This is a genomic window from uncultured Slackia sp., assembly GCF_934630525.1.
Taxonomy (GTDB): Bacteria; Actinomycetota; Coriobacteriia; order Coriobacteriales; family Eggerthellaceae; genus Slackia.
Map to the genome: position 1 here is coordinate 129215 of NZ_CAKTVX010000005.1, position 11965 is coordinate 141179.

Sequence of the window (11965 nt, forward strand, 5' to 3'; positions counted from 1 at the left end):
CTCCCCTGGAAAGTGCGTTAGTTCGGCGGGCGCTGCCATCTGGCCGTATTATAGCACGGCCCAGGCCGTGAAAACAATTTATAACGAAGGGCTTGCTATGGAACTTGATCACGCGGAACTGCAGGAAATGCTCGCCAATGACCCGTATATGCTGTTGGTCGACGTGCGCGACGAAGAGGAATTCGATGCGGGCCACATTCCTGGCGCTGGCAACATGTCGGTTGACGATATCGTCGATTGCCTGTTCGATGAGGCTCTTGGCGAGCGCGGCCTCGACGCTATCGCGAATGGCAAAGGCATGGAGCTCTCCGACGACGCTTCGGTCATCGTGCTCTATTCGAATGCTGGCGAGCGTTCGGCTCGTGCGTGCGAGCACATGGAATCGCTCGGCTACGTGAATGTCTACAACGCCCCCGGCTTGTCCTCGTGGCCTTATGAGGTTGTAACGACGGCGGAAGAGGCCGCTGTGGCTGCGGCGCTTGCGCAGAATGGCGCCGTTGCGACGCAAGAAGCTGGCCAGAGCCACGGTTGCGGTTGTGGACACGATCATCATGGGGAGCATGGCCATGCGCATGACCATGACTGTGGCTGCAATCGCTAGATGGCTGCAAGTGTCAATTAATACGTTAGACGCAGAATTGAAACTGGGTTTCCATTCGATACCAAACGCATAATTATATACATAGTACTGAAATAGCGGTAAGTATTAAAAAGAAACTGTAATTGCGAAAATGATGGACGCCCATAAGGGCGCCCATCGTGTTGCCTATGCCTTCCTTGGCGGCATATAGGCCTTGGTGTTGTTGAGGCTGAACAAAATCGTCGAGGCATTGTGCAAAAGCGACGAAGTTTGCGGCGTGATAATGCCGGCAATGCCGAGCGCCAAAAGGGCCGAATTCGTCACCATGACTTTACTGTACGAACCGTTGAGCCTGTTAACCAGGCCTTGGCTCATGGTGCGTAGGCGAACGACAGCTTGCAAGTCGGTGTCTGACAAAATGATGTCGGCGACTTCTTTGGCGATATCGCTGCCTCCACCCATGGCGAGACCCACGTCAGCGCGGCCAAGGGCGGGCGAATCGTTTACGCCGTCGCCGACCATGGCGACGCAACGCCCTTCGTTTTTGATGCGATCGACGTACGCGAATTTATCTTCGGGTAGCAGGTCGGCTTGGAATTCGTCGATACCCGCCTCAGAAGCGATGCGCGCAGCGGTGCGTGCGGAATCGCCCGTGAGCATGACGATATGCTTGAACCCTAAAGTGCGAAGTTCGGCAATGGCCTCTTTCACGCCAGGTTTTAAGGGGTCTTCGATTCCCAATACGCCCACGACCTCGCCATCAACGGCCAAAAACAAAGGCGAGAGGCCTTCCATTTCGGCCTCGACGCTGGAAAGCGTTTCGGGGTCCAAATGCGCGTGTTCGTCTTCGAACACGAAGTGCGCCGATCCAATGACGGCGCGTTTGCCGTCAAGCGCCGAAGCGATACCATGCGCGACGATATACTCCACGGCCGCATGTCGCTCGCGATGCTCGAGCCCGCGTTCTTCGGCGGCGGCAACAACGGCGCGGGCGACGGGGTGGGGAAAATGCTCTTCCAGGCACGCCGCAAAGCGCAGCACTTCGTCTTCACTCCAGCCATCGGTGGGAATGACGCGTGCGAGCTTCGGTTGCGCCTCCGTGAGCGTGCCCGTTTTGTCGAAGACGATGGTGTCTGCTTTGGCGAACGATTCGAAGTATTTCGCTCCTTTGACCATGGCGCCCGCTTTGGCGGCATGGCTCATGGCGGTCATCACGGCGATGGAGCCCGTGAGCTTCAGCGCGCATGAGTAGTCGACCATAAGCGCGGCGGATGTTTTCACGAGGCTGCGCGTGGAAAGCGCCACGAGTCCGGCGAGCAGGAAATTCCACGGCACGATTTTGTTCGCCAGGTTCTCCATGCGCGATTGGCCTTCCGATTTCAACGAATCGGCGGCTTCGACGAGCGAAACGATGGACCTGAGCTTGGTTTGAGACGTGTTGGCGCGCACGCGTACCAAGATTTCGCCATCTTCAACGACGGTGCCCGCGAATACGTCGTCGCCAACGGTGCGTTCGACCGCGAGCGGCTCTCCCGTCAGGGTGGCTTGGTTCACCATGGCACATCCACGTTCCACAACGCCATCGATGCAAATAGACATGCCAGTGCGCACGGCTACCAAATCGCCGGGCATAAGCTCGCATGCCGGTACGCTGGTTTCGGTGTCGTCGACCACTTTCTGGGCTTTATCGGGAACATCGAGAAGCGAGCTAATGAGCTCGTTTTCGCTCATGGCACGCGTGTAATCTTCGAGCAGCTCGCCCACATTCAGCAAGAACATGGTTTGCGACGCCGTGTCGAAATCGCGCTTCGCGAACGAGATGCCAATCGCCGAAGCGTCGAGCACGGGTACGGTGAGGCGCGAGCGCGACAGCTCGAACAGTGCGGCGCGCAAGAACGGCAGGAAGCCAACTACGGTGCACACGGCGCGAATGGGCGCGGGCAAAAACCATTTGCGCGCATAGCGAGCGCCAATGAGCGTCGCCAAGCTCATGAACAGCGCATGCGTTCGCGGCTCGAATTGCACGGAATAGCCGGTTTTCGCATTGGCGATTTTTTCGGCGTCAATTTCGCAGAGCGCATCGAGTACGTTCGCGCGTCGAGGCGCTTCGAAGTCGACAGACATCTGGCCAATGCGTCCGTAAAGCTGCACGCGCCGTACCCCGTCGATTTCTTTGGTGAGTTTGATAAGTGCGTCGAGGTCCTCTTCGGGCACAGGGCCCGCCAATCTCAGGCGGGCCCTGCCAGGGATCTCTTTGATTATCGAGAACTTCATGGCGAATGCCGCAAGGCGCTATTCGGCGGAAGGCTCGGAATCGACCTCGGCGGCTTTGGCGTCGCTCGTGAGGTACGTGGCTTCGGCGACCAGGTCATCGACCTCGGCTTTTGCCTGCTCGACCATATCCTGGTAGCAATTCTTCGCGCGCAGGCCGCAGGCGATGCCGTGCACGTAGGCTTTCTTTGCGGGCGCGCTCGTGAGCGCCTTGATGCCTGCGGTTCCCAGCAGGAAGCCGCCGCCGACGAGCAGGGTGTTGAACGTAGCCTTCTTCATGTTTGTCCTCCTTCGAGTCGCGACGAGTCGCGAATGCGTTTATGCATGAACTATGTTCGCTCATGCATACTTTTTGCAAAAGTAAGAGTAGTGTTACAATTCGCGAAAGTCAATGAAGGCAAACTCGATGTTAAGGAAGATTTACATATGGAAGGCATGAACGTTCAGACGGCGGCTTTGTTGGCGGTCATCATCGTGGGCATGGTCTTCGCCGCGCGGCGCATGTATCGCGTGTTTTCGCTGAAGGACGACTGCTGCGGCGGCGGCGCGAAAGACTCGTCGAAGAAATTCAAGGCGGTGCGCGTGAGCGACACGAACGAGGCGAACTACAAGCATGCGCTCGATTTGAAAATTGGTGGAATGACCTGCGAAAAATGCGTCGAGAACGTGCAGAATGCCATCAACTCCATCGATGCGGGCAACGTGTGGGCTCGTGTCGATTTGGGTTCGAAAACGGCGCATATTCTTTCGAAGAACGTTCTTGACCAGGCTTCCGTTGAAGAAGCGGTTGAAGCGGCGGGGTATTTCGTAAGCCGTCGATAGGGTGGCGCAATCGAGCTTCGGCTTTCGCGCATTTCGCAATGCGGCGTGAAGGCCGCACGCGGCGGGGATTGGCGGCTGCCTGTATTCCGCTTGAACGGCTTCAAGTGAATTTTGAGGCTGCTGCGCAATTGGGGGAACTGTCCAGATGCGCGCTTGTTGCGCTTAGATAAAGAGAAGGCGCCGGCTCCTCGGGAAAACGAGGGGCCGGCGCCTTTTTGAAGCGTGCGTGCTTAGTTATCGCACATAAGCAGCCAGGCATTGTTCGGCGCCATGGCGTGCTCGCAGAAGCTGCAGGGCTTATCGGCGCATAGTGGCGCGCTGCGCCACATGGGGGCGTCTTCCCATTCGCCGAGCAGCTCGGCGGGTAGCATGCTTTGCGGAACCGTGGTGAGCCCGCGCGCGCCACGCCCAAGCGCGGTTTCGATTTCCGCTTCATGTTCCATCGACCAGGCGAACATGCCAGCGAGCTGGCGCATGCCTCGTGCGGTAGGGTGCGTGCCCTCGATTGCTTCGTAGTCCATGCCGCAGGCGAAGGCGTCGGCCACATGAGCGCCGGCTTCATGGGCGGCGGCGCGAATGGCGTCGTTGTAGTCGGCGAAGGGAACGCCGCGGAAATCGTAGGCGAACTGCGGCTTTGCGTGGCCTGCGATACGTCCGGGAACGAGTGTGACGCACCAGATTTCGGTTTCGGGGCAGCGTGCGCGAAGGCGAGCGAGCATCGAGGCATAGGCGGCTTTGAAGCGGTCGATTTGTCCGGGCGCCGCAAGCTCGGCAAGAACCTTTTCGGCGGGTGCTTGCGCCGAAAGTTCGGCGGGGCAGGCCGATCCGTGGCCGTCGGCGTTCATTTTGGCGCCGCCCCAGCCGTAGTCGTTGATGCCGATGAAGCATACGATGGCATCGGGGGCCTCGCCCTCATCGCCTAAGATCGCGTTGGCGCGCGCATCGGAATCGCCGGCGGGGAAGAACCCGCCTTCCACGAGGCTTCCTGAAAACGAGCCGTTTTTCAAAAGCGTGCCGTCAAAATGGTCTATGAGCAGGTGCCACCATGTTTGCTCGACATGCGTGACGCCCGTTTTCTCCAATCGTTCGTCGGAGTAGAACACGTCGAAGCCCGGTGGGTTCCATCCGTCGAATGTTGAGATGGAGTCGCCGAGGATCGAAAACGTTTTTGCCACCAGATTGCTCCTTGGGTTGGTTGTTCGGTCGTGCGTGCAAACGTGCGCGACCCGCGCGCCCGTCGCGCGGGTCGATTTGTGCTTATATAAAAGGTGTGCGAAACACCAGGTCGAGCTGAGCGTTGCGCGTATGCGGCGCTAGGCGTATTTCAGGAAGGCGCGGTAGGCTTTCAACGCTTCGTATATGTCGGCCTTGTCGACCACTTCCCATGGTGCGTGCATCGAAAGCACCGGCACGCCGCAGTCGATGACGTTCATGCCATATTCCGCCAGAATGTAAGCGATGGTTCCGCCGCCGCCCACATCAACGCGACCGAGCTCGGCGGTTTGGAACGCGGCGTTGCCCTTGTCCATGACGGAGCGAATCTTGGCCATGTATTCAGCGTTCGCGTCGTTCGATCCGCTTTTGCCGCGCGCGCCGGTGAATTTGTTGAACACCACGCCGCGGCCCAGATAGGCGGCGTTCTTCGTTTCGAAGGCGCTTGCATAGCTGGGGTCGAAGCCCGCAGACACGTCGCTCGAAAGCATGGACGAGTTCGCAAGGCAGCGGCGCAGCGGCAAATCGCCTGCCTGGCCGGCGAGGTCCATGAGTTCGGCGATGGTGTTCTCGAAGAACATCGACGTCATGCCCGTAGCGCCCACGCTGCCGATTTCTTCCTTGTCGACCAGAATGCAGATGCCCGTTTTCTCAAGGTCGCTCGCCTCGAGTTGCGCGACCAGGCTGGGGAAGGCGCATACGCGATCGTCGTGGCCGTAGCCGAGCACCATGGAGCGGTCGAAGCCCAGCTCGCGTGCGCGGCCGGCGGGAACGACCTCGAGCTCGCTCGAAAGGAAGTCTTCTTCTTCCATGCCGTATTTCTCGGCGAGCAGCGCGAGCATGGTCGCTTTCACGGGTTCTTTTTCCGCGAGTTTCTCGAGCTCGGTTTTCTCGGCGCTTTCTTTGCCTTCGGCCTTCGCGGCGGGGCGGCCGCCTGCGAGCACATCGAGGTTTTCGCCCTCGACGACCTCGGATGCCTTCTTCTGCATTTGGTCGTTGGCAAGATGGATGAGCAGGTCGGTGATGCAGAATACGGGGTCGCCCGCGTCTTCGCCCACGTTCACGCGCTCAACGCTGCCGTCTTTTTTCGCGATAACGCCGTGAATGGCGAGCGGGAGCGTGACCCACTGGTACTTCTTGATGCCGCCGTAGTAATGCGTGTCGAGCAGCGCCAGATCGCCCGACTCATAGAGCGGGTTTTGCTTGATGTCCAAACGCGGGCTGTCGACGTGCGCGCCCAAAATGTTCAGGCCGTCCTGCATGGGGCGGCTGCCGATGTGCGCCAAGATGATGGTTTTGCCGTACAGCTCGGCGTATACCTTGTCGCCCGCGGCGAGCTGCTTGCCCGCGGCGCGCGCCTCGTCGAGCGAAATGTAACCCGCCTCGCGCGCCTGGGCGATGGCGGTCGCCACGCATTCGCGCTCGGTCTTGTTGGCGCTGATGAAATCGATGTAGTCGGCTGCGAGCTTCTCGAGCTCGGCCAGCTGCGGCTCGTCGTATGCGAGCCATGCGTTCTTGTGCTCCAAAGCAGTTCCTTTCGCTTGGGAATTCTCACAAGCGCATTATAGAAGGGAATGGACGCGGCGGCATGTCGGCAGCGAAACGAAACAGAATGGCCGCAGGACATGAGCCGAAGGCGGGGAGAGATCGGTAAAGCAGTAGGCGTTTGGACCAGTGCGAAGAGGGTTTTAAGGCTACAACGACGGAGGCTTGTGCTGTCTCAAAGAATCGCAGAATGACATGCGGCTAATAACGAATAGATGCGTATAGCGAGGGGCGCCAGAATTCGCTAGTTGTCCATTCTGCTGTACTTCGAAAACAATGGTTTCGATATCATGGCAGACATGGTGATCTGATGCCTGGCTGGCGGAACTTGTGGCGTCGATGGAGATACGCTCAAGCGTCATTGCAGATTAAGGAAGGTCGTTATCGATGGACTTCTCGCTTACGAAAGAACAGCTCGAAGAGAAATTGCTTGCGTTGGATGCAACGCGGGATGATTTTGAACCAAGGGGAATGTTTGCTATGTGCTATGCGCCGGCAGCAATGCCGGCAAAAGATGCTGTGCCGAAGGTCTGCGAACAATGCGGGAAGCAGTTCAACATAGTCGGTCGAGGCGTTAGGAGAGTACTGACTAATTACCGGCGGATAGCAAAGGAATGTCGGGATTTTGGCTACGACGCGCAGATTCTTTTCTATTGCGATAGGTGCGTGAACAGCCACTCTCTTCCGATTCTCGAGCACGAGTCAACAAACGTATTCTTTGGTTTTAAGACGAAAGAGGAAAAAGAATACCATTTGACGCCGCTTGACCAGATGTACTGTGATGACGGCGATCTCAGGATGGCTCTCGAATTTCTGAAGGGCGCGAAAAGCTATCAGGAGCTGGATAAGGATTATAGGGCGCATAGCCTCTATGGGTCCGCCGACGGTTTCAGGGAAAGCATAGAACGAGTGCTTGGTTTGGGGCCGCAGCGATGAATGCTATGCCCGAAGTCGCGGCGGTGGAACTGACCTATCGCTGCAACCATCGTTGCATCTTTTGTTCGTGCCCTTGGGAAGCGGATGCGCTTGCGAAGGGACAGGAGCTTGACGTCGTCGCATGGGGGCGGGCCTTTCATGAGATGGGAAGAAGGGGTACTCGCATTGTGTCGTTCAGCGGGGGCGAGCCTACGCTAAGGTCGGATTTGCTTAGTATCATCGACGCCGCATGGCACGAAGGCTTGCAGTCTTGTCTTGTCTCGAATGGTAGAGCAATGGACGAAAGAATGCTCCAGGAGCTCAATGCTCGAGAAGTCAGTCTGAGCATCAGTGTTCCCGGTATAGAAACATTCGAGAAACAGACGGGCTACAATGGGGTTGAGCACGTCATGAGCCTTTTTCGGGCGGCGCGAGCAATGGGTATGAGAGTCACTGCAAACATCGCAGTGACGAAGATCAATCTTCCTGAACTTTATGAGACGATTGCTTATTCGCTGATCAACGGAGCCTCCTATATACTCCTCAACCGTTTTCTTCCTGGGGGAAGGGGACTGGAGAATAGCAAGTTCTTGTTGGACAGGATCGAAATCAATGAGATGTTACGTATTGCGGAGGAAGTGCTCGGTAAGGCAGGGGCATATGGACATGTGGGGACCGAACTGCCTTATTGCGCGGTTGAGAATCCCGATAACCTCAAATCGCTTAGCGTTAGCTTTCAGTGTGGTGCTGCGAAGTCGTTTTACGTGGTCGACTCGAGTGGATACGTGCGGGTTTGCAATCATTCGGAGCAAAGGCTTTGCAGCGTGTTTGAGTTGGACGAGCTGGAACGCAACGATTACTGGAACTTATTCGCTAAAAGGGAATATCGACCGCGCATGTGCGTTGGTTGCGAGCACGAAGCAATCTGCGATGGCGGTTGTCGTGAGGCGGCTCATGTATATGGCGGGAACGTCTTAGGCCCTGATCCGTGCTTTTGATCGGCTGGTCGCTCCTCTGGTCTTGACCGAGTTCATTCCCTCATGTGTACACCATAAGGGACACTCATCTTTTTTTTCGGAATATAATTGTTCCGAGCAAAGCATAGGCGTTGGCGATTGGAGCGAACATGGCCGAAGTTGTCGCGAGCAAATTGAAGCTATTGCATCTGGCTCGCATTTTCGAACGCGAGACCGACGACGACCACGGCCTTACTGCGCCGCAAATTATTGGAAAGCTTGCCGAGCTCGGTGTGAACGTCGAGCGTAAAACCCTGTATCGCGATATCGATTGCCTGCGTGCATTTGGGTACAACATTCTGAAATACAATCGCGCGCCCGTCGAATATGGCCTGGCCACACGCGATTTCCAAGAACAGGAGCTGTTGCTTTTGGCCGATGCTGTGCAGTCGTCGAAGTTCCTTACCGAAAGCAAAAGCCGCTCACTCGTCGAAGGCATAGGCAAACTCGGCAGCAGATACATGGACGAAAACCTGCGTAAACAGGTGCATGTCGAAGGCCGCATCAAGAGCCAAAATGAGTCGGTGTTCTACAACATCGATGCCATTCAGCGCGCCATCTCGCTTCGCCGTAAAATCGAATTCCGCTATTTCAAATACGACGAGCATAAAAAGCGCGTTACGAGCAAACATGGGGATGGAAGCGAGATATATAAGGAAACTCCTGTTCAGCTTGCATATATGGACGATGAGTACTATCTCATTGTCTGGAACGACAAATACGCCGGTTTCACCCATTACCGCGTCGATAGGATGCAAAACCTCGAGGTGTCGAGCGAGGCGGCCACGCGCAACGATGAGATTTCGTCATTTGACGTGGCCAAACACCAGCAGCGTGTATTCGGCATGTTCCACGGTGAATCGGTCGGCGTCACGCTGCTTGTGCGCGGGTCCGTGATGAGCGCGATCGTCGACCGCTTCGGTAAAGATGTCGAAGTGCTGCCCGCGGAAGACGGTTGGGCGCGCGTGTGCGTGACGGTTATGGCCGCGCCCACGTTTTACGGGTGGCTCGCGACGTTCGGGTCGAGCGTGCAAATCGAAGAGCCGCAGTCGTTGCGCCAGGCGTATGCGAGCTACCTGTCGGCAATCTTGGAGAATTATCAGTAAGGGGCCACGTCGAAAGCGTGGGTGAGTCGTGGTGTGAGGGAGACTTTCATGGCTGAATGCTGCAGGTGCCACCGAAGGCTCGGTATGCTGTCGGCGAAAATCGAGCTTCTCGATGGCGCGATGTGTGCCAGTTGCTTTCGGAGCCTTAGTCTGCCCGAGCTGGCGAACGACCCAGACAACTCCATGGGAAATATACGGTATGTGGCGAGAAACTTTCTCTACACGCCCGTGGCTGGCGTCGATGCTATGGTCCAGGCTGTTCTTGTGGGCAGGTATTTCAGCCCTTGGTATGCCGTGAGCAATCTGGCTCAGTTCGACGACCGCCGAAAAGAGATCCATTTTTCGAAGGTGGGGCTCAGCGTCAAGGAAGATGCCTACATCATCGCGTACCGCGATTTGGTTGGATGTGACCTCCTTGAAGACGGCAAGATGGTCGAAAAGGGCAGCCTTGTTGGGGCCGTGACGGGCGAGGTGCTGTTCGGCGGCCTCGAGGGTGCGCTGCTCGGCAGCATGGCGTGTGCATGCAACGAGGCGTACTGCTCATCGATGATGCTGAAAATCATCACGCGCCAGCGAGGCAACGAGGTTATTTTCTTGCCGCTCATACAAAGCAAAACGAAATGCGACAGCGCGAGTTACCGGCGAGCGGTCAAAGACGCGTTCGAAATCGTGGATAAGATCGACGAGATAGTTTGGGCGGAATTCGACGAATAACCGCTCATCGGCATTTTCTTGCCTTTCGCCCTTGGCCGATTATCGTTTTCGCCGTTTCATCGGGGTGCCCCACCTTCATTTCCGTACGTCCTTTGAATTTGTCGGGAGCTCTGGCGTTCGTGCGACGGGGGCGCATATAATGTTCCGTTAACGTTCCGGAAAACACACAAACCGAAGGAGACATCAGATGGCGTTCTACTACGAGGAACCCTCGCGTACGTTCAATGAGTATTTGCTGGTCCCGGGCCACACCCCGGCGTCCTGCATCCCTGCGAAGGTTGACTTGAAAACGCCGCTGGTGCGTTACCGCAAGGGTCAGGAAGAGTGCCCCATTTCGCTGAACATCCCCATGGTGTCGGCAATCATGGCCGCTGTTTCTGACGACCACATGGCTGTTGCCCTCGCCACTGAAGGTGGCATCTCGTTTATTTATGGCAATCAGACCATCGAGAGCGAAGCGGCCATGGTCGCTCGCGTGAAGGCGTACAAGGCTGGTTTCGTCGTTTCCGACACCAACCTTTCGCCCGACACCACGCTCGAAGAAGTCGTCGCCCTGAAGGAGCAAACCGGCCATTCCACCATGCCCGTCACCGATAACGGCCAGGCTGGCGGCAAGCTGCTCGGCGTCGTTACCGAGCGCGACTATCGCCTTTCGCGCATGTCGCTCGATACCAAGGTTTCCGAGTTCATGACTCCCCGCGAAAACCTTGTGGTTGCTACCGAAGGCACCTCGCTGAAGGAAGCCAACGATATCATCTGGGATCACAAGCTCAACAGCCTGCCTATCGTCGATGCGAACGACAACCTGTGCTATCTCGTGTTCCGTCAAGATTACGACACCCATAAGGAAAACCCGCTCGAGCTGCTCGACAACGAGAAGCGCTACCTGGTTGGCGCGGGCATCAACTCCCGCGACTACGCCGAGCGCGTTCCCGCTCTGGTCGAGGCTGGCGCCGACGTGCTGTGCATCGACTCTTCCGAGGGCTATTCTGACTGGCAGAAGATGACCATCGAATGGGTGCGCGAGCACTACGGCAACGATGTGAAAATCGGTGCCGGCAACGTTGTCGACCGCGAAGGCTTCCGCTTCCTCGCCGAAGCTGGCGCCGACTTCATCAAGGTCGGTATCGGCGGCGGTTCCATCTGCATTACCCGCGAGACCAAGGGCATCGGCCGTGGCCAGGCTACCGCGACCATCGAAGTCGCCAAGGCTCGTGACGAGTACTTCGAGGAGACCGGCATCTACGTGCCCATCTGCTCCGATGGCGGCATCGTGTACGACCACCACATCTCGCTCGCGCTCGCCATGGGCGCTGACTTCGTGATGCTCGGCCGTTACTTCGCCCGCTTCGACGAGTCCCCGTCGGCCAAGGTCATGGTCAACGGCACTTACATGAAGGAATACTGGGGCGAGGGTTCTGCCCGCGCTCGCAACTGGGGCCGTTACGACCTCGGCGGCAAGAAGAGCCTTTCCTTCGAAGAGGGCGTCGACTCGTACGTGCCTTACGCTGGCAGCCTGAAGGACAACATCGCTGTTACGCTGCTCAAGATCAAGTCCACGATGTGCAACTGCGGCGCGCTCACGATTCCTGAGTTCCGCGACAAGGCGAAGCTCACCGCCGTGTCTTCGACCTCCATCGTCGAGGGCGGCGCTCACGACGTTTTGCTGAAAGACAAAACGCCGTACGTTTCTCGCGTTCGCTAAAAGCTGCGTTTTGAATAAATAACAGCACGGAAAGCGACCCTTCGGGGTCGCTTTTTATATGGGCAAACGTTACTAATGT

11 protein-coding genes are annotated in these 11965 nt (G+C 57.2%); 7 read left to right on the top strand and 4 right to left on the bottom strand.

Features of this window, described 5'->3' with window-relative positions; translation table 11 throughout:
- Nucleotides 1-97 precede the first annotated feature (97 nt).
- A complete protein-coding gene (locus Q0D41_RS05925; protein WP_294376601.1) occupies nt 98-601 on the top strand; it encodes a rhodanese-like domain-containing protein in 504 nt (167 codons plus the stop codon).
- 165 nt (nt 602-766) lie between these two features.
- Here Q0D41_RS05925 and Q0D41_RS05930 read toward each other — a convergent pair whose 3' ends face one another.
- A complete protein-coding gene (locus tag Q0D41_RS05930; RefSeq protein ID WP_294376604.1) occupies nt 767-2794 on the bottom strand; it encodes a heavy metal translocating P-type ATPase in 2028 nt (675 codons plus the stop codon).
- 78 nt (nt 2795-2872) lie between these two features.
- Complete coding sequence (locus Q0D41_RS05935; RefSeq protein ID WP_294376607.1) at nt 2873-3130, bottom strand: DUF6110 family protein; 258 nt, start codon at nt 3128-3130, stop codon at nt 2873-2875.
- A gap of 147 nt (nt 3131-3277) precedes the next feature.
- On the opposite strand from Q0D41_RS05935, the gene Q0D41_RS05940 reads away from it, so the two are divergent.
- Nucleotides 3278-3673, top strand: a complete 396-nt coding sequence (locus Q0D41_RS05940) for a heavy-metal-associated domain-containing protein (protein ID WP_294376610.1) — start codon at nt 3278-3280, stop codon at nt 3671-3673.
- Between the two features lie 230 nt (nt 3674-3903).
- Here Q0D41_RS05940 and Q0D41_RS05945 read toward each other — a convergent pair whose 3' ends face one another.
- Together Q0D41_RS05945 and Q0D41_RS05950 are read right to left on the bottom strand one after the other, a co-directional pair.
- On the bottom strand, nt 3904-4848 hold the full coding sequence (locus Q0D41_RS05945; protein ID WP_294376612.1) for an SGNH/GDSL hydrolase family protein: 945 nt from the start codon (nt 4846-4848) through the stop codon (nt 3904-3906).
- A 138-nt stretch (nt 4849-4986) separates the two neighbouring features.
- Nucleotides 4987-6411, bottom strand: a complete 1425-nt coding sequence (locus Q0D41_RS05950) for an aminopeptidase (RefSeq protein WP_294376615.1) — start codon at nt 6409-6411, stop codon at nt 4987-4989.
- A gap of 406 nt (nt 6412-6817) precedes the next feature.
- On the opposite strand from Q0D41_RS05950, the gene Q0D41_RS05955 reads away from it, so the two are divergent.
- The 5 genes from Q0D41_RS05955 to Q0D41_RS05975 all read left to right on the top strand — a co-directional run bounded on the left by Q0D41_RS05955 (nt 6818) and on the right by Q0D41_RS05975 (nt 11886).
- The gene (locus Q0D41_RS05955; protein ID WP_294376618.1) at nt 6818-7366 is read left to right on the top strand and encodes a hypothetical protein; all 549 of its coding nucleotides are present in this window, start codon (nt 6818-6820) and stop codon (nt 7364-7366) included.
- A 5-nt stretch (nt 7367-7371) separates the two neighbouring features.
- Nucleotides 7372-8343, top strand: a complete 972-nt coding sequence (locus Q0D41_RS05960) for a radical SAM/SPASM domain-containing protein (protein ID WP_294376621.1) — start codon at nt 7372-7374, stop codon at nt 8341-8343.
- 128 nt (nt 8344-8471) lie between these two features.
- Nucleotides 8472-9467, top strand: coding sequence for a YafY family protein (locus Q0D41_RS05965; protein WP_294376624.1), 996 nt, complete (start codon nt 8472-8474; stop codon nt 9465-9467).
- 201 nt (nt 9468-9668) lie between these two features.
- A complete protein-coding gene (locus tag Q0D41_RS05970; RefSeq protein ID WP_294376626.1) occupies nt 9669-10181 on the top strand; it encodes a hypothetical protein in 513 nt (170 codons plus the stop codon).
- 187 nt (nt 10182-10368) lie between these two features.
- Entirely contained in the window at nt 10369-11886 is a 1518-nt protein-coding gene (locus Q0D41_RS05975) for an IMP dehydrogenase (protein ID WP_294376628.1), read from the top strand.
- Nucleotides 11887-11965: the final 79 nt, after the last annotated feature.

Coding starts and splice junctions, on each gene's coding strand:
- Q0D41_RS05960 (WP_294376621.1), top strand. CDS start 7,372: ATGCCCGAAGTCGCGGCGGTGGAACTGACCTATCGCTGCAACCATCGT.
- Q0D41_RS05975 (WP_294376628.1), top strand. CDS start 10,369: ATGGCGTTCTACTACGAGGAACCCTCGCGTACGTTCAATGAGTATTTG.
- Q0D41_RS05925 (WP_294376601.1), top strand. CDS start 98: ATGGAACTTGATCACGCGGAACTGCAGGAAATGCTCGCCAATGACCCG.
- Q0D41_RS05935 (WP_294376607.1), bottom strand. CDS start 3,130: ATGAAGAAGGCTACGTTCAACACCCTGCTCGTCGGCGGCGGCTTCCTG.
- Q0D41_RS05940 (WP_294376610.1), top strand. CDS start 3,278: ATGGAAGGCATGAACGTTCAGACGGCGGCTTTGTTGGCGGTCATCATC.
- Q0D41_RS05965 (WP_294376624.1), top strand. CDS start 8,472: ATGGCCGAAGTTGTCGCGAGCAAATTGAAGCTATTGCATCTGGCTCGC.
- Q0D41_RS05955 (WP_294376618.1), top strand. CDS start 6,818: ATGGACTTCTCGCTTACGAAAGAACAGCTCGAAGAGAAATTGCTTGCG.